Origin of the sequence: Streptomyces sp. NBC_01384 (assembly GCF_045040035.1) — a bacterium.
GTDB lineage: Bacteria > Actinomycetota > Actinomycetes > Streptomycetales > Streptomycetaceae > Streptomyces.
Map to the genome: position 1 here is coordinate 7,110,902 of NZ_CP109559.1, position 23,871 is coordinate 7,134,772.

Below are 23,871 nucleotides of genomic sequence, written 5' to 3' on the forward strand. Positions count from 1 at the left end.
AGGCCCTCGGGGTGGCCGACTGCGCTGCCCCGCCCTCAAAGCCCCGTCGGCCGCTCCCGGTGGCGGGCCGGCGTCGACACCGTTCGCGGAAGGAACATCCCCATGAGCACAGTGGTCACCGCCGAGTTTTTTGCTCAGCCCGGCCGCGGCGACGACGTCGCGAAACTGCTGCTGGACATCCTGGGCGAGAGTCTCAAGCACGAGGGCTGCGAAGAGATCCGCATCCTGCGCGACCAGAGCGACGCCGACCACGTCGCGGGTCTGACCCAGTGGACGGAGGCGCACAACTACACCGACTATCTCGCCTGGCGCACCGCACACGGCTTCACCTCCACCTTCGAGGCCATGCTCACCCGCCCCATGGTGATCCACTACTACGACGAGATCTACCAGGGCCAGGGCATCGCAGCGCGCTGAGAGCCCAGGTCAGGACGGGACCGCCGCCGAGCGCCACCGGCTTGAGAAGATGGGCTACGGCCACAAGACCGAGCACCGGCTGCGGATGCGCGCGCAGATCGTGCTGCACGCGGCGCACGGACGCCCAAGATCGCAGCCGCCTCCCTGATCCACGCCTGGGGCACCGTGCGCTGCGTGCGTCGTCTGCCCGGTGGCCGACGGGGAGAAGACGCTGCGGCACCTGGCCACCGAGTTCAAGGCAACCAACGCCGAGTTCGCCCGGTCCAGTGGGAGGTGTCACACGCCCTCGCAGACTGACCCACCGACGGGCGCTGAAGTGCTGCCTGGGGTTCTCCCGGAAGCACCTACCCTTGAGCCATGACCAGTAGCAGCGGCCGGAGCCAGACAGTGGACCTTCGTTCATCTATGACGTATGAGATCCGCACCTACGGGTGTCAGATGAACGTCCATGACTCCGAACGGCTCTCCGGGCTCCTCGAGGACGCCGGTTACGTGCGGGCGCCCGAGGGCTCGGACGGCGACGCGGACGTCGTCGTCTTCAACACCTGCGCCGTACGCGAGAACGCCGACAACAAGCTCTACGGCAACCTCGGCCGCCTCGCCCCGATGAAGACGAAGCGCCCCGGCATGCAGATCGCCGTCGGCGGCTGCCTCGCCCAGAAGGACCGCGACACCATCGTCAAGAAGGCGCCCTGGGTGGACGTCGTCTTCGGCACGCACAACATCGGCAAGCTGCCGGTCCTCCTGGAGCGCGCCCGCGTCCAGGAGGAGGCGCAGATCGAGATCGCCGAGTCCCTGGAGGCCTTCCCCTCCACGCTGCCGACCCGCCGCGAGAGCGCGTACGCGGCCTGGGTCTCCATCTCCGTCGGCTGCAACAACACCTGCACCTTCTGCATCGTCCCGGCGCTGCGCGGCAAGGAGAAGGACCGCAGGACCGGCGACATCCTCGCCGAGATCGAGGCACTGGTCGGCGAGGGCGTCTCCGAGATCACGCTGCTCGGGCAGAACGTCAACGCGTACGGCAGCGACATCGGCGACCGCGAGGCGTTCAGCAAGCTGCTGCGGGCCTGCGGGCAGATCGAGGGCCTGGAGCGGGTCCGGTTCACCTCCCCGCACCCCCGTGACTTCACCGACGACGTCATCGCCGCCATGGCCGAGACGCCGAACGTGATGCCGCAGCTGCACATGCCGATGCAGTCCGGATCGGACACCGTCCTGAAGGCGATGCGCCGCTCGTACCGCCAGGACCGCTTCCTCGGGATCATCGAGAAGGTCCGGGCCGCCATCCCGCACGCGGCGATCACCACCGACATCATCGTCGGCTTCCCCGGTGAGACGGAGGAGGACTTCGAGCAGACCCTCCACGCGGTCCGCGAGGCCCGCTTCTCGGCGGCCTTCACGTTCCAGTACTCCAAGCGCCCCGGCACCCCGGCGGCCACCATGGAGGGACAGATCCCCAAGGAGGTCGTCCAGGCGCGCTACGAGCGTCTCGTCGCCCTCCAGGAGGAGATCTCCTGGGACGAGAACAAGAAGCAGGTCGGCCGCATCCTGGAGCTGATGGTCGCCGAGGGCGAGGGTCGCAAGGACGGCGCCACGCACCGTCTCTCGGGCCGCGCCCCCGACAACCGGCTGGTCCACTTCACGAAGCCCGACGAAGAGGTCCGCCCCGGCGACGTGGTCACCGTCGAGATCACGTACGCCGCCCCGCACCACCTGCTCGCCGAGGGCGCCGTCCTGGACGTGCGCCGCACGCACGCGGGGGACGCCTGGGAGAAGCGCAACGCGGCTCAGGCGGCGAAGCCGGCGGGCGTGATGCTGGGGCTGCCGAGGATCGGCGCCCCGGAGCCGCTGCCGGTCGTGGTGAGTGGATGCGGGAGCGACTGACCTCCTTGCACACCGCGTGGCAGGAAGGAGCGGCACGCGTTGCCGTACAGCGTTGAGTTCACCGAGCGGGCTGTCCAGGTGCGTGACGGTCTGCCCAGCGAGCGGCGGGATCTGCTGGAGCGAGGTCTTGCCGCACTGGTGACCGACCCGCGGCAGCAGCACTCGCGTCCCGTCGGAGCCGACGAGACGACTCGCGAGATCGCCCTGTCGCGCAATCTGTTCATCGAGTACGTCATCAGCGGCGGCAAGCTCGTGGTGCTGGTGCTCACCGTCATCGATCTCACGGACGTCCTCATCGAGGAGTGACACTCGGCCGCCGCCCGGGGTTACGCTGCCGATCATGCTTGTCGCCGCCGCAGTCTGCCCCTGTCCGCCGCTGCTCGTCCCCGAGGTCGCCGCCGGGGCGGCGACCGAGCTGGCCGCCGCGCGTGCCGCGTGCACGGACGCGCTGGGCGTGCTCGCCGCCTCGCGCCCCGATCTGCTGGTCGTCGTGGGCCCCGCCGAGCCGAGCGGGCGCGGGAGTTACTCGGAGGGGACCCGGGGCTCCTTCCGCGGCTTCGGCGTCGATCTCGACGTACGTCTCGGGGGAGTGGCGTCGCTTCCCCGGGCGATGGACCGTCGGCTTCCCCCCTCGCTCGCCGTCGCCGCCTGGCTGCTGGAGCGTACGGAATGGTCCGACGCCCCGGTCGAAGGTCTCGGCGTGGGGGAGCCTCTCGTGGCCGAGCGGTGCGTCCAGGCCGGAGGAGACATCGCCGGGCAGGCCGGACGGGTGGCCCTGCTGGTGATGGGCGACGCCAGCGCGTGCCGGACGCTCAAGGCGCCCGGCTATCTCGACGAGCGTGCGGCGGGCTTCGACGCGGAGGTCGCGCGGGCCCTGGGCGCGGCGGACGTGGCGGCCCTGAAGGCGTTGGACGCCGAGCTGGCGCACGAGCTGCAGGTTTCCGGGCGCGCCCCCTGGCAGGTCCTCGCGGGCGCGGCCGAGGGCGCGGGTCTGGGCGGTGCCCTGCTGTACGAGGACGCGCCGTACGGGGTGGGGTATATGGTGGCGGCCTGGTCGTAGAGCCCGCCACGGAAGTCGCCGGGAGCCGAGCCCGAACCGGCGGACGGCCGGGAGCAGAGCCCGAACACGGCGGACGGCCGGGAGCCGGATGCGCTCCGCGGCCGTCCGCCGATGTGCACAGATTGATGTGTGCAGATTTGGTGTATGCACACATCGTGTGTGCGGATTTTCTCCGGTCTACACCGGTGTGTTCCGGTGCACACCGTTCAGGGAGTCGGAGGCGGTGGGGGCGCGTCCGGGGGCGGAGGCATGGTGCCGCCGCTGTCCTTGTGTGCGAGTCGGTCCATGGCGCCCTTCGCCTTGCCCGTGCCCGTCTGGATCTTGTCGCTGTACTTGCCCTTGGTCTTCTCGTCGACCACCTTCGCGGCCTTGTCGAGACCGTGGGTGACCTTTTCCCCGTGCTGTTGCGCGAGGTCCGAGACCTTGTCCTTGGCGGGCGCCAGTCTGGTTTTCAAATGGTCCAGGAGACCCATGGTTCACCTTCCCTCGCAGGACGGTTACGTATGGGCGCCTTCGTCGGCCTCGTTGTCGGCGGCCTTCTCGGCGGTCTGCTGCTGGGGGATCTCGACGTCCTCCGTCGCGGCGGCCTCCGCGGCTTCCATCGCGGCCCCACCCTCGCCCAGGGAGCGCTCGGGGCTTTCGGGACCCTCGGGTTCCCCTGAGCCCTCGGAGTTCGCGGAGCCCTCAGACGGACCCTTCGTCTCTTCCGCCACTCCCGCACCGGTGTCGGCCGTCTGTGTAGCGGCCTGCGCCTCGGCGGTTGACGCCTCCTCCGTAGCCTTCGACCTCCTGAGAAGTCGTGCAAAAACGCCCATATCCACTCCATACGTTACTCGTGAGGGCGAAATTCCGCGTCACCCGGTGCGTCCCATTGCGTCGCCCGGGTCACCGGTCCTCGAAAACCGGCGGCTGGAACCTCGCAACAGGCAACGACCCCGACCCCGTGGCGTCACGTAACTCGTTCGAGGAGAGGCCTCGAGGTTTGCGAGACTGGGGCAGTGAGTAGCGCACCTCCCGTCCCGCGGGTCATCGCCGTCGTCGGACCGACCGCGGCAGGAAAGTCCGATCTAGGCGTTTTCCTCGCCCAACGCCTCGGCGGCGAGGTCGTCAACGCCGACTCCATGCAGTTGTACCGAGGGATGGACATCGGCACCGCCAAGCTGACGCCCGAGGAGCGCGGCGGGATCCCGCACCACCTCCTGGACATCTGGGACGTGACCGTCACGGCCAGCGTCGCCGAGTACCAGCGGCTCGCCCGCGCCCGCATCGACGCACTGCTCGCCGAGGGCCGCTGGCCGATCCTGGTGGGCGGCTCCGGGCTGTACGTCCGCGGGGCCGTCGACAACCTGGAGTTCCCCGGCACCGACCCCGAGGTACGCGCCCGGCTGGAGGAGGAACTCACGCTGCGGGGCTCCGGCGCGCTGCACGCACGTCTGGCCATGGCCGATCCGGAGGCCGCGCTCGCGATCCTGCCCAGCAACGGCCGCCGTATCGTCCGTGCCCTCGAGGTCATCGAGATCACCGGCAAGCCCTTCACTGCCAACCTCCCCGGCCACGACTCCGTCTACGACACCCTCCAGATCGGCGTCGACGTCGCGCGCCCCGAGCTCGACGAGCGCATCGCGCGCCGCGTCGACCGGATGTGGGACGCGGGGCTTGTCGACGAGGTGCGCACGCTGGAGGCGCAGGGCCTTCGCGAGGGGCGCACGGCATCGCGCGCCCTCGGGTACCAGCAGGTGCTCGCGGCGCTCGCCGGAGAGTGCACCGACGCCGAGGCGCGCGCCGAGACCGTACGCGCCACCAAACGCTTCGCGCGCCGCCAGGACTCATGGTTTCGGCGTGATCCCCGCGTGCACTGGCTGAGCGGCGCCGCGGCGGATCTCATGGAACTCCCGCAGCTCGCCCTGACGTTGGTCGAACGACCGGTTACAGCCTGATCACGTCATTGCATCGGGACGCTCCGGCCGCCGTCCCGGCCTCCGGCTCCGTGCCATCATCGAGCTTCGATCGACCAAGTGGAGTCCGAGTTGGGAGGGCGCGTGGCGATGGAGGCCGGCCCTCGCGACACCGCACGGGACGCGGAGCACGACACCGCGCAGGAGCAGCAGAAGCCGCAGGAAGCGCAGGAACTGCGCGACCTCGACAGGGACCTCGACAGGGACCTCGACAGGGACCTCGACAGGGATCGGCCGAGCCTCGACGGGGACCCGCTGAGTTCTGATGGGCCCGACGAGCCTCCCGGTGGCGTGACCGCCGACGGGCCGAGCCCGGACGAGATGGCGCAGCCCGAGGTCGAGGTCGAGCTGCGCCCGCAGCGCAGACTGCGTATCTGGCAGCTCGCGCCGATCGTGATCCTGGCCGCGGCGGGCTCCCTGATGTTCGCCTTCCCGCTCGCCTTCGAGTTCGGTGACGGCGGCGCCGTGGTCGCCATGCTCGGCCTGCTGATCTGCTGCTGCGCCGCGGGCTGGGGCATGATGGCCGCCCGCCGGGTCGGCTACACCTGGCCGGGCCTCCCGCCGCGTGGCTCCGGGCGCCGCCTGGACTGGCGCGTCGTGCTCGCGTACGTCGTGGTGGTCGCGGCGGTGGCGGTGCTCGCCGTCTGGCGCGTCGCCCGCCTGCGCTGAGGTTCCCCGTCCGCGCCGGGGCCCCGCCGGGAACGGGGTGTCGGACCGAGCACGTACGATCGAGGAATGAGCACGCGGATCGCCTTCCTCAAGGGCCACGGGACCGAGAACGACTTCGTGATCGTCCCGGACCCGGAGAACGCCATCGACCTGCCCCCGGCCGCCGTGGCCGCCCTGTGCGACCGCCGCGCGGGCATCGGCGGCGACGGTCTGCTGCACGTCGTACGGTCCGCCGCGCACCCCGAGGCCAAGGAGATGGCGGCCGAGGCGGAGTGGTTCATGGACTATCGCAACGGTGACGGCTCCACCGTGGAGATGTGCGGCAACGGAGTGCGCGTGTTCGCGCGCTACCTCCAGCGCGCCGGACACGCGGCCGAGGGAGACATCGCGGTCGCCACGCGCGGGGGTGTGAAGCGCGTCCACCTCGCCAAGGACGGAGACGTCACCGTCGGCATGGGCAAGGCGGTCTTCCCCGAAGGGGACGTCACCGTGAGCGTCGGCGAGCGTAGTTGGCCCGCACGCAATGTCAACATGGGCAACCCGCATGCCGTCGCCTTCGTGGACGACCTCGACCAGGCCGGCGATCTGTTCGCGCCGCCGCCGTTCAGCCCGGCGTCGGCATACCCGGACGGGGTGAACGTCGAATTCGTGGTCGACCGCGGCCCGCACCACGTCGCCCTGCGCGTCCATGAGCGCGGCGTCGGTGAGACCCGCTCGTGCGGCACGGGCGCGTGCGCCGTGGCCGTCGCCGCGGCCCGCCGCGACAGCGCCGACCCGGCCGTCACCGGGGCTCCGGCGACGTACACGGTCGATGTGCCCGGCGGACGCCTGGTGATCACCGAGCGCCCGGACGGCGAGATCGAGATGACCGGCCCCGCGGTGATCGTCGCCGAGGGCGAGATCGACGCGGAGTGGCTGGACGCAGTCGGGCTCTGAACGGACGGCTTGGCGCGGGCGCCGGTTCCGGGGCGCGGGTTCCGGTGAGCGTTGGCGCAGCGGTATCGCTCGACGTGGTTGTCCCCGCGGACCTTCTCGCGGCTCGCTGCCGCGCGCGCCAGGCCTCCGGGTGGTTCGCCAGGCCGAGCCTGCCGGACTTCCGTACGACTCCCTGACCCTGCCCGCCGGGCCCTCTCTGCGACTTCCCGGCCGTGCCCGCCCGGCCTTTGCGTGACTCCTGGCCTTGCCCGCGCGGCCCTTCGCACGTGGCATCCCAAGCCGTACCTGCCCAGCCCTTCGCGCGAGGTACCCCGCGCCCCGCGTGCCCAGGCCTCCCCTCGGCAGGCCAACTCCCGCCCCTTCCAAGACCTCGCAACCGTAAACCCCTGAACCTTCCCTCGAATGGGTGATCCGTTTCACGCTCGGCGAGAGGCGGTCAGCCGGGCGTGGTGGGCTCGGTAGCATCAAGCACCGGCCCGGACGGGGGATCGACACCAACCCCTCAGCCGTGTACGCCATGGGGCACCCCGTCCGCCGGTCTACGCAGCCGGAGGTGCCCATGAGTGCGGAGGCGACGAACCCCGCGACGCCAGGCCCTGCAACGCCCGAAGTGCACCGCAGGAAGAGCCGTCCGCGGATCGATCTGCGCCGCCTCGGCCGGGCCGCGCTGCTCGGTACGGCGGCCCGCGACCGGCTGCCCGACGCGATCGGCCATGTCGCCGAGGCGCATCGCGGCCACCACCCCGACGCGGACCTGGAGCCGCTGCGCCGGGCCTACGTGCTGGCGGAGTCCTCGCACCGCGGCCAGATGCGCAAGAGCGGTGAGCCGTACATCACCCATCCGCTCGCCGTGACCCTGATCCTCGCCGAACTCGGCGCGGAGACCACGACGTTGACTGCCTCCCTGCTCCACGACACCGTCGAGGACACGGAAGTGACACTCGATCAGGTACGCGAGGAGTTCGGCGACGAGGTCTGCTATCTCGTCGACGGCGTCACCAAGCTGGAAAAGGTCGACTACGGGGCCGCCGCCGAGCCCGAGACCTTCCGCAAGATGCTCGTCGCCACCGGCAACGACGTCCGGGTGATGTCGATCAAACTCGCCGACCGGCTGCACAACATGCGGACCCTCGGCGTGATGCGCCCCGAGAAACAGGCGCGCATCGCCAAGGTCACCAGGGATGTGCTGATCCCGCTCGCCGAACGCCTCGGCGTCCAGGCGCTCAAGACCGAGCTCGAGGACCTCGTCTTCGCGATCCTGCACCCCGAGGAGTACGAGCACACCAGAGAGCTGATCGTCGACAACGCCGCGCGCGACAGCGACCCGCTCGCTGAGATCGCCGAAGAGGTGCGTGTGGTCCTGCGCGAGGCGGGTATCCAGGCCGAAGTCCTCATCCGGCCCCGGCACTTCGTCTCCGTGCACCGGGTGTCGCGCAAACGCGGCCCCATGCGCGGTGCCGACTTCGGACGCCTCCTGGTGCTCGTGAACGAGGACGCCGACTGCTACGGAGTCCTCGGCGAACTGCACACCTGCCTCACGCCGGTCGTCTCGGAGTTCAAGGACTTCATCGCGGTCCCCAAATTCAACCTGTACCAGTCGCTGCACACGGCCGTCGCGAGCGGCGACGGCGAGGTCGCCGAAGTCCTCATCCGCACCCACCAGATGCACAAGGTCGCCGAGGCCGGGGTCATCGCACTCGGCAATCCCTACGCTCCTCCTTCGGAGGAGCAGACGGATGGCGACGGCGAGCGCCCTGCGGACGGCGAGCGGGTGGACCCCACCCGCCCCGGCTGGCTCTCCCGGCTCCTCGATTGGCAGGAGGGCGCCCCGGACCCGGACACGTTCTGGTCCACGCTGCGCGAAGACCTCGCCCAGGACCGCGAGATCACCGTCTTCCGCGCCGACGGAGGCTCATTGGGCCTTCCCGAGGGCGCCAGTTGTGTGGACGCGGCGTACGCGCAGTACGGCGAGGACGCGCACGCCTGCATCGGCGCCCGCGTCAACGGCCGCCTGGCGACGCTGAGTACGGTCCTGAGGGACGGCGACACCGTGCAGCTCCTCATGGGCCAGGACCCCGCCTCGGAGCCCTCCAGGGAGTGGCTGGAGCACGCGCACACGCCCGCCGCGCGGATCGCCATCCAGCGCTGGCTGGCCGCGCACCCCTCACCCAGCGATGGGGAGGCCTCAGAAGCCTCCGAAAACCCCGCCGCGGGCCCCCGGCCGTCCGCGGAAACACCGGCGCGCCCCACCGACGCGCCCGCGGCCCGCCCCGCCGCCGCGAACGCCGTCGTCGACCAGCCCGGCGCCTCCGTACGCCTCGCCGGCTGCTGTACGCCCGTACCGCCCGACGAGGTGACCGGCTTCGCCGTCCGCGGGGGAGTGGTGACCGTCCACCGGGTGGAGTGCGCCGGAGTGGCGCGCATGAAGAACTCGGGGCGTGCGGAGGTCGAAGTGCGCTGGGGCGACACCACCGAGTGCCGGGTCACGCTGGTCGCCGAGTCCTTCGGGCGCCCGCATCTGCTCGCCGACCTCACCGAAGCCATCGCCCTGGAGGGCGTCGCCATCGTCTCGGCGACCGTCGAACCCCCCAGCCAGCAGCGCGTACGCCACACGTACACGCTGCAACTCCCGGACGCGGCCCACCTTCCCGGGCTGATGCGCGCGATGCGGAACGTGCCGGGCGTGTACGACGTGAGCCGGGCGCAGCACGCGGCGGCCGCCGCGCAGTAGTACCCGTTCGGGTGGGCCCGGCGCGAGTCGTCACCGCAGGACGGGTGCGCGCTGGTAGCCGTGGTGCATGCTGCTCACCCCCCGCCCCACGAATCGCCGTATCGGCGCGGCGTTGCTCCCCTCCGGCCGCCGGCACCGGCGTATCAAGGCGGCGCTCCTCGCCTCCGCCGTCTCCGTCTGCCTCATCGCCGCGAGCGCCCCGTCCCCGGCCACGCACCTCGGCGTCGGCGACCGCCTCTTCCCGTACTTGGGCAATCCCGGGTACGACGTCGCCTCGTACGACCTCTCCTTCACCTATCCCGGCACCAACGACAAGCCGCTGGCGGCCGTCACCACGATCGACGCCGTGACGTCCGAGCGGCTCGAACGCATCAATCTCGACTACGCGCACGGCGCGGTGGGATCGGTCGAGGTCAACGGGGCGCCGGCGACGTTCACGAGTGCCGGCGAGGACCTGGTGGTGACGCCCAAGGAGCCGGTGCCCGCCGGCGGCTGGATGCGGATCACCGTGCGGCACTCGAGCGATCCGGTCGGCGCCGGGAACGGGGACGGCGGCTGGGTGCGGACGAAGGACGGGCTCGCCATGGCCAACCAGGCCGACGCGGGGCACCTGGTCTTCCCGTGCAACGACCACCCCTCGGACAAGGCCATGTTCACCATCCACGTCACCGCGCCCGACGGGTACACGGCCGTGGCCAACGGACTGCCGACCCGAGTGGACCGGGCCGGAAAGTCCACCACCTGGACGTACCGCACCGCACACCCCATGGCCACCGAGCTGACCCAGGTGTCCATCGGCCGCTCCACCGTGCTGCACCGCGACGGCCCGCACGGCCTCCCCGTCCGCGACGTCGTGCCCACCAAGGACCGCGAGCTGCTCGAACCGTGGCTCAAGAAGACGCCCGACCAGATCGCCTGGATGGAGAGCAAGGTCGGCCCATACCCATTCGAGACCTACGGGCTGCTGATGGCCGAGGCGCAGACCGGCTTCGAACTGGAGACACAGACACTCTCTCTCTTCGAGAGAGACGTCTTCACCGAGCCCGCGTACCCGAAGTGGTACATCGAGTCGATCATGGTGCATGAGCTGTCGCACCAGTGGTTCGGCGACAGCGTCACCCCGCGCGTCTGGTCCGACCTGTGGCTCAACGAGGGACACGCCACCTGGTACGAGGCCCTGTACGCGGAAGAGAAGGGCGACAAGCCCATGGAGACCCGTATGAAGGCGGCCTACCGTGCCTCCGACTCCTGGCGGGCCGCCGGTGGGCCCCCCGCGGCACCCAAGGGACCCAAGCCCGGCCAGAAGATCAGCATCTTCCGGCCGAACGTCTACGACGGGGCCGCGCTCGCCCTGTACGCGCTGCGCCAGGAGATCGGACACCCGGCCTTCGAGCGACTGGAGCGGACGTGGGTGTCCCTCCACCGGGACGGGACGGCCTCGACCGCGGACTTCGAGCGGCTCGCCTCCAGGATCGGGAACCGCGACCTGAGCGGGTTCTTCCAGGCCTGGCTGTACGGCGAGAAGACGCCGCCGATGCCCGGGCACCCGGACTGGAAGAGCGACGCCCCGCAGGCCCGCAAGGGCGCCCGATAACTCGTGTGACGAGACGGGCCGTGCCGTGCGAACATCTTCAGGTCGGCGGCGCGGCCCCGCAGAGGGTTGGCCCGGCGGAATCCGGGAATCTCCCGGTCGTCTCGGACGTTGTTCTCATTGACGGGCGGTGTCCGTCGCCGAATCGGTATCGCCAGTGACGTCACCGGTGCCACCAGTGACGTATCGGTATCCCCATCGACGTAAGGATCCAATGACCTCCTCTTCTTCCCCTTCCCAGGACGCGCAGAGCCTCGCGCACAACTACCCCGAAGGTCTTCGGGCCGATGCCCTGATGGAAGAGGACGTCGCCTGGAGCCACGAGATCGACGGAGAGCGGGACGGCGACCAGTTCGACCGCTCCGAGCGCGCGGCCCTGCGCCGTGTGGCGGGCCTCTCCACCGAGCTCGAGGACGTCACCGAGGTCGAGTACCGACAGCTCCGTCTGGAGCGCGTCGTCCTCGTCGGTGTGTGGACCACGGGAACCATTCAGGACGCGGACAACTCACTCGCCGAGCTGGCCGCCCTCGCGGAGACCGCGGGCGCGCTCGTGCTCGACGGCGTCGTCCAGCGCCGTGACAAGCCCGACGCGGCCACGTACATCGGATCCGGCAAGGCCAACGAGCTGCGGGACATCGTCCTGGAGACCGGTGCCGACACCGTGATCTGCGACGGTGAGCTGAGCCCCGGCCAGCTGATCCACCTCGAAGACGTCGTCAAGGTCAAGGTCATCGACCGTACGGCCCTGATCCTCGACATCTTCGCCCAGCACGCCAAGTCCCGAGAGGGCAAGGCGCAGGTCGCGCTCGCGCAGATGCAGTACATGCTGCCGAGGCTGCGCGGCTGGGGTCAGTCGCTGTCCCGTCAGATGGGCGGCGGCAAGGGCGGCGGCCTCGCCACCCGTGGTCCCGGTGAGACCAAGATCGAGACGGACCGGCGCCGTATCCGCGAGAAGATGGCGAAGATGCGCCGGGAGATCGCGGACATGAAGACGGGCCGCGAGATCAAGCGCCAGGAGCGCCGCAGGAACAAGGTGCCCTCGGTCGCCATCGCCGGTTACACCAACGCCGGCAAGTCCTCCCTGCTCAACCGCCTCACGGGCGCGGGCGTGCTGGTCGAGAACGCGCTGTTCGCGACCCTGGACCCGACCGTGCGCCGGGCCGAGACCCCGAGCGGGCGGCTGTACACACTGGCCGACACGGTCGGCTTTGTACGGCACCTGCCGCACCACCTCGTCGAGGCGTTCCGCTCCACGATGGAGGAGGTCGGCGACTCCGACCTGATCCTGCACGTGGTGGACGGTTCGCACCCGGCGCCGGAGGAGCAGCTGGCCGCCGTGCGCGAGGTCATCCGCGACGTGGGCGCGACCGGCGTGCCCGAGATCGTGGTGATCAACAAGGCGGACGCGGCCGACCCGCTCGTCCTTCAGCGGCTGATGCGGATCGAGACGCGCTCCATCGCGGTCTCTGCCCGCACGGGGCTGAACATCGACGAGCTGCTCGCGCTCATCGACAACGAGCTGCCGCGCCCGTCGGTCGAGGTCGAGGCGCTCGTGCCGTACACGCACGGCAGGCTGGTCGCGCGCGCCCACTCCGAGGGCGAGGTGATCTCCGAGGAGCACACCCCGGAGGGCACGCTGCTCAAGGTGCGGGTGCACGAGGAACTGGCGGCGGATCTCGCGCCGTACGTTCCGGCACCGGCGCTCTAGCCCGCAGCTCCTCTGGCCCGCAGCTCCTCAGGCCCGCAGGTTCTCAGGGCCTGCGGGCCCGGACGTACCAGGGCGAAGGCCCGCCCCCTTTCACGGCGCTTTCCAGGGGGCGGGCCTTCGCCCTGTGTGGGTGAGCGCGGCGCCTACTGGCCGCCGTACTGCTTGTTCATGTTGTCGTAGAGCGCCTGGGCGCCCTTGCGCGCGCAGGTTCGCCTCACTGGCCTGCGAACTTCTTGCTCACCGAGTCGTACACGCCCTTGGCCACGGCGCCGAGGTGCGGACCCGCCAGCCAGCCCGCACTGACCGGGCCGATCGACGTATTGGACACCAGTGCGGGCTTGCCGTCCGGCCCGGTCGCCACCCAGCCGCCGCCGGACGAACCACCGGTCATGGTGCACCCGATGCGGTACATCGTCGGATCCGCCTTGGCGATCGACAGCCGGCCCGGCCTGTCGGTGCACTGGTACAGCTTCTGCCCGTCGAACGGCGCCGCCGCCGGATAGCCGGTCGCCGTGATGCCCGGCACCTTCGGCACGGCCGGGGCGTTGAAGTTCACCGGGAGCGCCGAACCGACCGTCTCCTCCAAAGACTTGCCGTTGCCGCCCTTCTCCGGGATGACATGCAGGACCGCGAAGTCGTACGACGCGCCCTGGCCGCCCGTGGACCCGCCCTGCGCGATCCACTGGTCCGAGGTCTGCGCCCCGTCGCTCCACCAGACGCCGTACGGGGCGACCTCGTCCCGGGGGGCGTTCTGCAGCTGCGCGGCCGTCTTGCCGGCGTTGTTGTACGCGGGCACGAAGGCGATGTTGCGGTACCAGCCGCCCTTCTTGCCGGCGTGCACACAGTGGCCCGCCGTCCACACGAGGTTCGACTTGCCCGGGTGTGCGGGGTCCTCGACCACGGTCGCCGAGCAGACCATCGTGCCCTCGGGGGAGTCGAAGAACACCTTGCCCGCCTCCGGCACGCTGTCGTGGTAGGCGGCGCTCACGGCCTTCGCCGCCACGGGGGCCGGGGTCGGGTCGGTGACGCCCTGGTCACCGGAGAGGTCGTTCTCGTCGACGCCCTTGTTCTTGTCGGGGTCGTCGGCGCCGCGCATCCGGTCCGGGTCCCACAGCCCCTTGATGATGGGGTTGACGAAGTCGTTGGCCTCGCGCAGCCAGTCGTCCTTGTTCCAGTTCTTCCAGGCGCCGTTCTTCCACTTGTCGATGTCGATCCCGTGCTCTTTGAGCTTCTTCTTGATGTCGTCCGGGATCTTGATCTTGTCGTCGCCGTTCTGGGACGCAGACGCGCTCGGCTGACCGCTCGCCGTGCTGTCACCCGAGTTGCAGGCAGTGGCGGTGAACGCCAGTGCCGCGGTGAGGCCGACGGCGGCCAGCACGGGGGAGGTTCCGCGGCGCGCGCCCCTCCCTCGACGAGCGGTGAAGGACGGGCGTATGGATCGCATGGTGCAACTCCCCCTGGACGTAAGTGAATCTGTCAGGATCAGCCGATCCGGAACCCCTTGGTACGGGACGTAGGGGCCGTACGGGACCACGGGCGCCGATCGCCCGGTGGGAACCGGTGATCGTTCGGTATCGCTGAACGGCACCACACACTATGCGCTCGCTGTGGGGGACGCCCGACTGAACGGAAACGGTTCCGTCACGGCAATGATCTTCGACTCACCCGCTTCCCTGAGCGCGTTGCGTCGTTGGTAGGTACGGGGGACCTGCCGCCTGCGCTCCCAACTCGCCTCTGGACAGCGGGAGGACCTGAAGTCGTGGCCGTGACCGAGTCTGCGGTGGTGCCGGTGGGGCGCGAGCCCGAGGAGACGCGGAAAGGCGTGTCCGAGTCCGGGCAAGAGGGGCGAGACGGTCCGCCCGGGGTGCCCGAGGGGGCGCGCGCGGCGCACGAGGGGATTCTGCGGCGCCAGTCGGCGCGCGAGTCGGCGGCGCGCACCTACGCGCGCGCCCTGCCGATCGTTCCCGTGCGGGCGCGCGGGCTGACCATCGAGGGCGCGGACGGGCGCCGCTATCTCGACTGCCTCTCCGGTGCGGGCACCCTGGCCCTCGGACACAATCACCCGGTGGTCCTGGAGGCGATCAGGAAAGTCCTCGACTCCGGGGCGCCGCTGCATGTGCTCGACCTCGCCACGCCCGTCAAGGATGCCTTCACCACAGAACTGTTCCGCACGTTGCCCCCGGAGTTCGCCGAGCGCGCGCGGGTGCAGTTCTGCGGACCGGCCGGTACGGACGCCGTCGAGGCCGCCTTCAAGCTGGTGCGCGCGGCGACCGGGCGAACCGGGATGCTCGCGTTCACCGGCGCCTACCACGGGATGACCGCGGGGGCGCTCGAAGCATCCGGGGGCGCGACCGAGGTGCGGGTCGCGCGCCTGCCCTACCCCCAGGACTACCGCTGCCCGTTCGGCATCGGCGGCGAGTACGGCGCCGAGCTCGCCGCGCGCTGGACCGAGTCCGTGCTCGACGACACCAAATCGGGTGTGCCGTGCCCCGCCGGGATGATCCTCGAACCCGTCCAGGGCGAGGGCGGGGTGATTCCCGCGCCCGACGACTGGATGCGCAGGATGCGCGAGATCACCGCGACGCACTCCATTCCCCTGATCGCGGACGAGGTCCAGACCGGAGTCGGCCGGACCGGTGCGTTCTGGGCGGTGGAACACAGCGGGATCACCCCGGACGTGATGATCATGTCCAAGGCCATCGGCGGCAGTCTGCCGCTGGCCGTCGTCGTCTACCGCGACGACCTCGACGTCTGGCAACCGGGCGCCCACGCGGGCACGTTCCGCGGCAACCAGCTCGCCATGGCCGCGGGCACCGCGACCCTCGCGTATGTCCGCGAGAACGGACTCGCCGAGCGCGCCGCGACCTTGGGCGCCCGTATGCTCGCTCAACTTCGCCGACTTGCCGCGGAGTTCCCCTGCATCGGCGACGTACGAGGCCGCGGGCTGATGATCGGCGTCGAGCTGGTGCACCCCGAAGCACCCCCGAGCGCCACCGCGGACGGCCCCCGACCCGCCGCCCCCGAACTCGCCGCCGCCGTACAGCGCGCCTGCCTGCGCCGAGGTCTGATCGTAGAGCTGGGCGGGCGCCGCGCCAGCGTGGTGCGGCTCCTTCCGCCCCTGACGATCAGCGACGAACAGGCGACGGCGGTACTCGACCGGCTGGCGGACGCGGTGGGGGCGGTGGCGAGGGGTTCCGAGTCCGGTGAGCACACCGGATAGGGCCCGGACCCGGTCCGGCCGAGTCGTACGGCACCCCGCTTCGACTTGCCCGCCACCGCCTCGATCAGAACCGCCACCCCCACCCGGATCAACCAGGAACGCCAAAGGCCCCACGCACCCCAGTACCGCCTCGGCTCGTCGCCCACGAGCCTGAACGACCCCACGAGGAACTCTCTTGAACGCCACCCCCGCACCCGACGGCCGTCCCGACACCCACGAGCGAGCGGCGCGTGGCACGCAGACCCCGCTCGCGCCGACGGCCGAATCGGTCCCCCGGCAGAAGGGAGGAGCCCGGGAGACCGAGCGGCTGCGCGGCGCCACCGCCGACCCGCTGGAGCACCCCGCCGCCCACACCGCGGCCCAGGCGGCGGCGGTCGAGAACCTGCTGCGCTGCTGGGTACGGGAGAACAATCTGCCCGCGCCCGCCGACGGCACCCTCCGCATCCCGCTCCCGGCCAGCGGCACCTCCCTCCTGGCCCCGGTCCACTACTGGTCCCCGACCGGCTGGCACCGCTTCGGCCTCCCGCACCTTGCCGACGCCCCCGACGCGGCACCGCCCGCCGACGCGGTCACCGTGGCGGCGCTGCTCGCACGCCAGGGGGCGACGGGAACCGGGACGACGGCCACGGCCACGGTCATTCCGACGTCCGCTGCCGACGCGGCTGTCACGGACGGTCCCGCCGATGTCGGTTCCGACCTGGTCGGCCGTGTCGCCGACTCCGTACGCCGGACCGTCGTGTTCATCAGCGACCGCAGGGAACGGCCCGCCGACGCCCCCGACCTCTTTCTCGCCGCCGAGCAGGCGCTCCTGCTGGGGCACCCGTGGCACCCCACCCCGAAGAGCAGGGAAGGGCTCTCCGAGGCCGAAGCGCGGCTCTACTCACCCGAGTTGCGCGGCTCCTTCCCGCTGCACTGGATGGCGGTCGCCCCCTCGGTCCTGGCGGCCGACTCGGCGTGGACGGAGCGCGGTCGCCCCGTCCCCGCGGAGCAGCTCGCCGTGCGGCTGGCCGGAGCCGGGCTGGCGCTGCCCGACGGGTACGCCGCCCTGCCGCTGCACCCCTGGCAGATGCGCGAGGTCCGGCACCGTCCCGAGACCGCGGCCCTGCTCGACGCGGGACTGCTCCGGGACCTCGGCCCGCACGGCTCCGCCTGGCATCCCACCTCCTCCGTCCGCACCGTCCACTGCTCCGGCGCCCCCGCGATGCTGAAGCTGTCGCTGGGCCTGCGCATCACCAACTCCCGCCGCGAGAACCTCCGCAAGGAACTCCACCGCGGTGTGGAGGTCCACCGTCTGCTGCGCGGCGGCCTGTCCAAGCAGTGGCATGCCGCCCACCCGGGCTTCGACATCGTCCGCGACCCGGCCTGGCTCGCCGTCGACGCCCCGGACGGCACCCCCCTGACCGGGCTCGACGTGATGATCCGCCACAATCCCTTCGGCCCGACGGACGACGCCGGCTGCGTCGCGGGCCTCGTCTCTCCCCGGCCGCACGCCCAACCCGGCGTTCGGAGCGAGTCCGAGGACAGGCCCGTCATGCGGTCCCGGCTCGCCGAGCTCGTCACCCGCCTCGCCAGGCGCACCAGCCGACCCCGCGGCGCCGTCGCGGCCGAGTGGTTCCTGCGCTACCTGGAGCAGGTGGTACGCCCGGTGCTCTGGCTGGACAGCGAGGCGGGGATCGCGCTGGAAGCACATCAGCAGAACACCCTGCTCCTGCTGGACCCCGAAGGCTGGCCCACGGGCGGCCGCTACCGCGACAACCAGGGCTACTACTTCCGGGCATCACGACGGGCCGAACTCGACGCCCGGCTGCCCGGCATCGGCGAGCACAGCGACACCTTCGTCTCCGACGAGGTCACCGACGAACGCTTCGCCTACTACCTGGCCATCAACAACGTGCTCGGTCTCATCGGCGCGTTCGGTTCCCAACACCTCGCCGACGAACAGCTGTTGCTCGCCGCCTTCCGCCGCTTCCTCGCCGACGCGGCCTCCGGCCCGGCCCGACTGCGTACGTCCCTGCCCGCCCACCTCCTCGACTCACCCGTCCTGCGCTGCAAGGCCAACCTGCTGACCCGGCTGCACGGCCTCGACGAACTCGTCGGCCCGGTCGACACCCAGTCCGTCTACGTCACCATCACCAACCCCCTTCATTCCTGAGGAACATGAACCACCCCGTCTCCTGAGAGGAGCGTCGCCGTGCCTCCCACCGATGCGAGCACCGACGCCGGTACCGCCCCCGTCACCGATTCCGTGCCCGACCCGGGGCCCGGCTCGGGTACGGACAGCGAGGACACCCTCGACCTGCGCCTGCCCGACGAGCTCATCGCGTTCTTCGGCGCCGAAGCCGAGTCACCCGGGGGCGACGATCTGCTCGACCGCATCGGTGGCTGGGGCCCTACCACCACTCCTGTCGGCGTCTTCCACCTGGTTCCGGTACGCGTGGACCGCGACCTCCCGCTCATCGTCCGCTGGATGAACGACCCGGCCGTCGCGGCGTTCTGGGAGCTGGCAGGACCTGAGTCGGTCGCCGAAGAGCATCTGCGCCGCCAGCTCGGCGGCGACGGACGCAGCGTGCCCTGCCTGGGCGTACTGGACGGCACCCCGATGAGTTACTGGGAGATCTACCGAGCGGACCTCGATCTCCTGGCTCGCCACTACCCCGCCCGCCCGCACGACACCGGAATCCACCTCCTCATCGGAGGGGTCCCCGACCGCGGGCGAGGCCTCGGCTCCGCCCTGCTCAGAGCCGTCGCCGACCTCGTACTGGACAGGCGCCCCGGATGCGCACGCGTCGTCGCGGAACCCGATCTTCGCAACACCCCCTCCGTTGCCGCTTTCCTGAGCGCCGGCTTCCGGTTCTCCGCCGAGGTCGATCTGCCCGGCAAGCGGGCAGCCCTCATGGTCCGAGACCGAGCCCTGCGCGATCTGTTGTAGCGCCATCACCGTGAGTACACCGCTCGTCCGATCCGGTTCCCTGTCGAGGAGTCCCCGTGCCGAATCCATCCGCCACCCCGGCCTCCGGAGAGCTGCCCGCCCTTTACGACCCGCCCGAGCTGCGCAAAGACCGATGGGACCAGGCCGGCCGCCGACTGCTCGCGAAGATGATCGGCGAGTTCGCACATGAGGAGATCGTCAGGCCCGAGCCCGAGCCCGAGCCCGAGCCCGCGTCCGAGCCGGGGCTGGAGTGGGAGTGGGAGCCGGAATCTGAGCTGCGGCTGGGACCGGGACCGGGACCGCGGTGGGACGCGGCGGGGAAAGAGGTCCCACCCCACAGCCGGCACGCTCCGTCGACCGGCCCGGACCCCGTACAGACCGGCCCCGACCCCGCACAACCGTCAGTGAACCCACCCCCAGCGCACTCCCAGACGGCCCACTCCAACACGCCACACCCCCAACCCCCCCAACCTCACCCCCACCCCCTCCGTCCCTACACCCTCCGCCTGGACGCCGGCGGCAGCCTCTCCTTCCGCGCCCGCCGTGCCTCGTACGACAGTTGGCGCGTCGACCCCGCCTCGCTCGTCCTCACGGAAGAGGGGAAGGAGCCGTCCCCCTTCGCCGACCCGCTCGGCTTCCTCACCCGCGCCCGCGGCACGCTGGAACTCGACGGCGCGACCCTCGGCCATGTCATCCGCGAGCTGAGTACGACGCTCGCCGCGGACACGCGCCTCGACCGCGACGCCCGTACGGCGGCCGAACTGGCCGACCTCGGCTACGCCGAGCTGGAGGGCCACCAGACCGGCCACCCCTGGATCGTGCTGAACAAGGGCCGCCTCGGCTTCTCCGCGCGAGACGCCGCAGCCTGGGCGCCGGAGGCCCGCCGCGCGACGGCCCTGCCATGGATCGCGGTACACACCACGCTCGCCACATACAGAGGCGTCCCGGGCCTCGACTCCGCAGAGCAGCTGTATGCGCGCGAGCTCGCCCCGGCTACGAGGGAGGCCTTCGACGGGGTGCTACGCGCGCGTGGGCTGACTCCGGAGTCGTACCTCTATCTGCCCGTGCACCCCTGGCAGTGGGACGACGTCGTGCTGCCGCTGTTCGCGCCGTCGGTCGCCGCGGGGGCGATCGTGCCGCTGCCCTCGGACGGTGATCTGCGCCTGCCCCAGCAGTCGATCCGTACGTTCCTCAATGTCTCGCGCCCGGACCGGCACACGGTGAAGCTGCCGCTGTCCGTCCTCAACACCCTGGTGTGGCGCGGCCTTCCTACGGAGCGCACGCTCGCGGCCCCCGCCGTCACCGCCTGGATGCATGCCCTGAGGGACGCCGACCCGTTCCTGCGGGACACCTGCGGGGTGATCCTGCTCGGCGAGGTCGCCTCGGTGACGGTGCACCACCCTGTGTATGACGTGCTCCCCGAAGTGCCCTATCAATACAAGGAGTTGCTCGGCGCGATCTGGCGCGAGCCGGTCTCCCGCCACCTGGCACCCGGTGAACGCGCGCGCACCCTGGCCGCGCTCCTGCACACCGACCCGGACGGCCGCGCCTTCACCGCGGAGCTCGTCGCCCGCTCGGGCCTCGTCCCCCAAGCCTGGCTGCGCCGTCTCTTCGGTGCCCTTCTGCCACCGCTGCTGCACTTTCTCTACCGGTACGGCACGGTGTTCAGCCCTCATGGGGAGAACGCGATCGTTGTCTTCGACGACCACGACGTGCCGGTCCGACTCGCCGTGAAGGACTTCGTGGACGACGTCAACGTGAGCGCGGATCCGCTGCCCGAGCATGCGTCCATGCCGGACGACGTACGGAATGTGCTGCTGACCGAGCCGCCGTCGTTCCTGACCCAGTTCATCCATTCCGGGCTCTTCGTAGGCGTCTTTCGCTACCTCGCACCGCTCTGCGAGGACCAACTGGGCGTTCCCGAGGCCGAGTTCTGGTCGCTCATCCGGGCGGAGATCGTCCGCCACCAGACGCGCTTCCCCGAGCTCAAGGAGCGTCACGAGACGTTCGACCTGCTCACTCCACGCATCGAGCGGCTGTGTCTGAACCGCAATCGGCTGCACCTCGACGGCTACCGCGACCGTCCCGAGCGCCCGCACGCCGCCGTGCACGGCACGGTCCCGAACCCCCTGTACCGGCCTTGATCACCCGACCCGCACTCGTCTTGATCGCGTCCGTCGTCCGGGCCTTGATCGCCCGGTTGTCAGTGGCGCCCCGTAGGCTGGCAACGCTATGACAAAGCCCTCACTCCCCGAACTCCTCCATGCTGCCGTCACTGCCGTCGGCGGCACGGAGCGCCCTGGCCAGGTGACCATGGCCGAAGCCGTCGCGGGTGCCATCGACGACAGCTCCCACCTGCTGGTCCAGGCGGGCACCGGCACCGGAAAGTCGCTCGGCTACCTTGTGCCCGCGCTCGCCCACGGGGAGCGCGTCGTCGTGGCGACCGCCACCCTGGCGCTTCAGCGGCAGCTCGTGGAGCGTGATCTCCCACGGACCGTCGACGCGCTGCATCCGCTGCTGCGCCGCCGCCCCGAGTTCGCGATGCTCAAGGGCCGGTCGAACTATCTGTGCCTGCACCGACTGCACGAGGGCATGCCGCAGGACGAGGAGGAGGGCCTCTTCGACCAGTTCGAGGCTGCCGCGCCCACCAGCAAGCTGGGGCAGGACCTGCTGCGGCTGCGGGACTGGTCGGACGAGACCGAGACCGGCGACCGCGACGACCTCACCCCCGGTGTCTCCGACCGCGCATGGGCCCAGGTGTCCGTGTCGTCCCGCGAGTGCCTGGGTGCGAGCAAATGCGCCTATGGCGCGGAGTGCTTCGCCGAGATGGCGCGCGAGCGCGCCAAGCTCGCCGAGGTCGTCGTCACCAACCACGCGCTGCTCGCGATCGACGCCATCGAGGGCGCGCCGGTCCTCCCGCAGCACGAGGTGCTGATCGTCGACGAGGCCCATGAGCTGGTCTCCCGGGTCACCGGCGTCGCGACCGGCGAGCTCACGCCCGGCCAGGTCAACCGCGCGGTGCGCCGTGCCGCGAGGCTCGTCAACGAGAAGGCGGCCGACCAGCTGCAGACCGCCGCCGAGGGCTTCGAGCGGCTGATGGAGCTCGCGCTCCCGGGGCGCTTGGAGGAGATCCCGGAGGATCTCGGATACGCGCTGATGGCTCTGCGCGACGCCGCTCGTGCGGTGATTTCGGCGATCGGCGCCACCCGCGACAAGTCCGTCCAGGACGAGGACGCCGTGCGCAAGCAGGCCCTCGCCTCGGTCGAGACCGTGCACGACGTGGCAGAGCGGATCACCAACGGCTCCGAGTGGGACGTCGTCTGGTACGAGCGACACGACCGCTTCGGTGCCTCGCTCCGCGTCGCTCCCATGAACGTGTCCGGCCTCCTCAGGGAGAAGCTTTTTGCAGACCGCTCGGTCGTCCTGACCTCCGCCACATTGAAGCTCGGCGGTGACTTCAATGGAGTGGGGGCGTCGCTGGGGCTCGCCCCGGAGGGCACGGGGGGCGATGACCTCCCGCAGTGGAAGGGCATCGACGTGGGCTCGCCCTTCGACTACCCCAGGCAGGGCATTCTGTACGTCGCCAAGCACCTGTCGCGCCCCGCGCGCGACGGCGACCGCGCGGACATGTTGGACGAGCTCACCGAGCTGATCCAGGCCGCGGGCGGCCGCACGCTGGGCCTGTTCTCCTCGATGCGGGCCGCCCAGCTCGCGGCGGAGGAGCTGCGCTCACGCATCCCCGAGTATCCGATCCTGCTGCAGGGCGAGGAAACGCTCGGCGAGCTGATCAAGAACTTCGCGGCCGACCCGAAGACCTGCCTTTTCGGCACGCTCTCGCTCTGGCAGGGCGTCGACGTTCCCGGACCCAGCTGCCAGCTGGTCGTCATGGACAAGATCCCCTTCCCCCGTCCCGACGACCCGCTGATGAGCGCCCGACAGAAGGATGTCGAGGACAAGGGGGGCAACGGCTTCATGGCCGTCGCCGCGACGCATGCGGCGCTCCTGATGGCCCAGGGCGCCGGCCGCCTTGTACGAGCCACGGGGGATCGAGGTGTCGTGGCCGTACTGGACCAGCGCCTCGCGACGGCCCGCTACGGCAGCTATCTCAAGGCGTCACTGCCCGACTTCTGGTACACCACGGACCGTAACCAGGTGCGCAGGTCGCTCACCGCGATCGACGAGGCGGCGCGGAAGGTGGAGGAGCAGGTGGAGGCGGGGGAGACCGAGGAGCCGTAGGGGCCCCGTGGCGGGCTGACGGAGGCTGTGCCTTCGGGTCGAGGTGGGCCTGCCCGGGTGCCTCAGCGGGCCGACTTGGTCCACCTCCGGTGCCCCCGCGGGCAAGGAACACCGCTCGCGGGGCCCTCGGGCCCGCGCACGATCTCCCGAGGCCCGCGGACATCCTTCGGGGCCGACGTATGTTCTTCGCAGGGCCGCACGAACGATCCCTCCGGGCCCTCGAACGATCCCTCCGGGCCATCGAGCGGTGCCTCCGGCCCTCGAACGGAGCCCCCGGGCCCCCGAGGCCGGCGGACGGTTCCTCGGGGCCGGCGGACGATCCCCCCCGGGCTCCCTGGGGACCCGCGCAAATCCCTCGGGGTCTGCGAACACCCCCCCGGGCCCCGCGAGCACTTTCCGGGGGGCGCCGCATATTCCTCGGGGCCTGCGTGCGAACCCTTGGGTGCCCCGCACGCTCCCAAGTCCCCAGCCTGCCCTCCCGGAGGGCAACGCACTGGGCCCCGGAACCGGCGCAGTTGGTCCCGGGGCCCGGTCA

At 70.9% G+C, this 23,871-nt stretch carries 17 protein-coding genes; 15 read left to right on the top strand and 2 right to left on the bottom strand.

All coding sequences use genetic code 11. From position 1 onward, the window contains the following. Positions 1-102 precede the first annotated feature (102 nt). From OG747_RS32610 to OG747_RS32625, 4 genes are all read left to right on the top strand, one after another. A complete protein-coding gene (locus OG747_RS32610) occupies positions 103-417 on the top strand; it encodes a putative quinol monooxygenase (RefSeq protein WP_405882943.1) in 315 nt (104 codons plus the stop codon). Positions 418-774: 357 nt separating this feature from the next. Then, positions 775-2,301: a tRNA (N6-isopentenyl adenosine(37)-C2)-methylthiotransferase MiaB gene (gene miaB / locus OG747_RS32615; RefSeq protein WP_405882944.1), complete on the top strand. Its 1,527-nt coding sequence runs from the start codon at positions 775-777 to the stop codon at positions 2,299-2,301. Between the two features lie 39 nt (positions 2,302-2,340). Beyond that, positions 2,341-2,607, top strand: coding sequence for a hypothetical protein (locus OG747_RS32620; RefSeq protein WP_405882945.1), 267 nt, complete (start codon positions 2,341-2,343; stop codon positions 2,605-2,607). A gap of 34 nt (positions 2,608-2,641) precedes the next feature. Next, entirely contained in the window at positions 2,642-3,361 is a 720-nt protein-coding gene (locus OG747_RS32625; RefSeq protein ID WP_405882946.1) for a class III extradiol dioxygenase subunit B-like domain-containing protein, read from the top strand. A gap of 206 nt (positions 3,362-3,567) precedes the next feature. Here the strand turns inward: OG747_RS32625 and OG747_RS32630 are convergent, their stop codons facing one another. Next, positions 3,568-3,834: an antitoxin gene (locus OG747_RS32630; protein ID WP_405882947.1), complete on the bottom strand. Its 267-nt coding sequence runs from the start codon at positions 3,832-3,834 to the stop codon at positions 3,568-3,570. Between the two features lie 525 nt (positions 3,835-4,359). On the opposite strand from OG747_RS32630, the gene miaA reads away from it, so the two are divergent. The 6 genes from miaA to hflX all read left to right on the top strand — a co-directional run bounded on the left by miaA (position 4,360) and on the right by hflX (position 12,951). Then, a complete protein-coding gene (gene miaA, locus OG747_RS32635) occupies positions 4,360-5,298 on the top strand; it encodes a tRNA (adenosine(37)-N6)-dimethylallyltransferase MiaA (RefSeq protein ID WP_405882948.1) in 939 nt (312 codons plus the stop codon). A gap of 108 nt (positions 5,299-5,406) precedes the next feature. Further along, positions 5,407-5,985 carry a hypothetical protein gene (locus OG747_RS32640; RefSeq protein WP_405885805.1) on the top strand — a complete coding sequence of 193 codons (579 nt, stop codon included), beginning with the start codon at positions 5,407-5,409 and terminating at the stop codon, positions 5,983-5,985. A gap of 66 nt (positions 5,986-6,051) precedes the next feature. After that, a complete protein-coding gene (gene dapF, locus OG747_RS32645; protein ID WP_405882949.1) occupies positions 6,052-6,921 on the top strand; it encodes a diaminopimelate epimerase in 870 nt (289 codons plus the stop codon). A gap of 559 nt (positions 6,922-7,480) precedes the next feature. Next, positions 7,481-9,652 (top strand): RelA/SpoT family protein, encoded by a 2,172-nt coding sequence (locus tag OG747_RS32650; protein ID WP_405882950.1) that lies wholly within the window; start codon positions 7,481-7,483, stop codon positions 9,650-9,652. A gap of 67 nt (positions 9,653-9,719) precedes the next feature. Further along, on the top strand, positions 9,720-11,246 hold the full coding sequence (locus OG747_RS32655) for a M1 family metallopeptidase (RefSeq protein ID WP_405882951.1): 1,527 nt from the start codon (positions 9,720-9,722) through the stop codon (positions 11,244-11,246). A gap of 211 nt (positions 11,247-11,457) precedes the next feature. Next, positions 11,458-12,951 carry a GTPase HflX gene (gene hflX / locus OG747_RS32660; protein WP_405882952.1) on the top strand — a complete coding sequence of 498 codons (1,494 nt, stop codon included), beginning with the start codon at positions 11,458-11,460 and terminating at the stop codon, positions 12,949-12,951. A gap of 214 nt (positions 12,952-13,165) precedes the next feature. Here the strand turns inward: hflX and OG747_RS32665 are convergent, their stop codons facing one another. Further along, positions 13,166-14,395 (bottom strand): trypsin-like serine peptidase, encoded by a 1,230-nt coding sequence (locus tag OG747_RS32665; protein ID WP_405882953.1) that lies wholly within the window; start codon positions 14,393-14,395, stop codon positions 13,166-13,168. Between the two features lie 378 nt (positions 14,396-14,773). Here OG747_RS32665 and OG747_RS32670 point away from each other — a divergent pair, with 378 nt between their 5' ends. From OG747_RS32670 to OG747_RS32690, 5 genes are all read left to right on the top strand, one after another. Beyond that, the gene (locus OG747_RS32670; RefSeq protein ID WP_405885806.1) at positions 14,774-16,171 is read left to right on the top strand and encodes a diaminobutyrate--2-oxoglutarate transaminase family protein; all 1,398 of its coding nucleotides are present in this window, start codon (positions 14,774-14,776) and stop codon (positions 16,169-16,171) included. Positions 16,172-16,346: 175 nt separating this feature from the next. After that, positions 16,347-18,323 (top strand): IucA/IucC family protein, encoded by a 1,977-nt coding sequence (locus OG747_RS32675; RefSeq protein WP_405882954.1) that lies wholly within the window; start codon positions 16,347-16,349, stop codon positions 18,321-18,323. Positions 18,324-18,362: 39 nt separating this feature from the next. Next, positions 18,363-19,100, top strand: coding sequence for a GNAT family N-acetyltransferase (locus OG747_RS32680; RefSeq protein WP_405882955.1), 738 nt, complete (start codon positions 18,363-18,365; stop codon positions 19,098-19,100). A 56-nt stretch (positions 19,101-19,156) separates the two neighbouring features. Then, positions 19,157-21,244: an IucA/IucC family protein gene (locus tag OG747_RS32685; RefSeq protein ID WP_405882956.1), complete on the top strand. Its 2,088-nt coding sequence runs from the start codon at positions 19,157-19,159 to the stop codon at positions 21,242-21,244. Positions 21,245-21,332: 88 nt separating this feature from the next. Then, the gene (locus tag OG747_RS32690; protein WP_405882957.1) at positions 21,333-23,336 is read left to right on the top strand and encodes an ATP-dependent DNA helicase; all 2,004 of its coding nucleotides are present in this window, start codon (positions 21,333-21,335) and stop codon (positions 23,334-23,336) included. The last annotated feature ends 535 nt before the right edge of the window (positions 23,337-23,871 follow it).

Coding starts and splice junctions, on each gene's coding strand:
- OG747_RS32650 (WP_405882950.1), top strand. CDS start 7,481: ATGAGTGCGGAGGCGACGAACCCCGCGACGCCAGGCCCTGCAACGCCC.
- miaB (WP_405882944.1), top strand. CDS start 775: ATGACCAGTAGCAGCGGCCGGAGCCAGACAGTGGACCTTCGTTCATCT.
- hflX (WP_405882952.1), top strand. CDS start 11,458: ATGACCTCCTCTTCTTCCCCTTCCCAGGACGCGCAGAGCCTCGCGCAC.
- OG747_RS32625 (WP_405882946.1), top strand. CDS start 2,642: ATGCTTGTCGCCGCCGCAGTCTGCCCCTGTCCGCCGCTGCTCGTCCCC.
- OG747_RS32655 (WP_405882951.1), top strand. CDS start 9,720: ATGCTGCTCACCCCCCGCCCCACGAATCGCCGTATCGGCGCGGCGTTG.
- OG747_RS32630 (WP_405882947.1), bottom strand. CDS start 3,834: ATGGGTCTCCTGGACCATTTGAAAACCAGACTGGCGCCCGCCAAGGAC.
- OG747_RS32610 (WP_405882943.1), top strand. CDS start 103: ATGAGCACAGTGGTCACCGCCGAGTTTTTTGCTCAGCCCGGCCGCGGC.
- OG747_RS32665 (WP_405882953.1), bottom strand. CDS start 14,395: ATGCGATCCATACGCCCGTCCTTCACCGCTCGTCGAGGGAGGGGCGCG.
- OG747_RS32690 (WP_405882957.1), top strand. CDS start 21,333: ATGACAAAGCCCTCACTCCCCGAACTCCTCCATGCTGCCGTCACTGCC.
- OG747_RS32640 (WP_405885805.1), top strand. CDS start 5,407: ATGGAGGCCGGCCCTCGCGACACCGCACGGGACGCGGAGCACGACACC.
- dapF (WP_405882949.1), top strand. CDS start 6,052: ATGAGCACGCGGATCGCCTTCCTCAAGGGCCACGGGACCGAGAACGAC.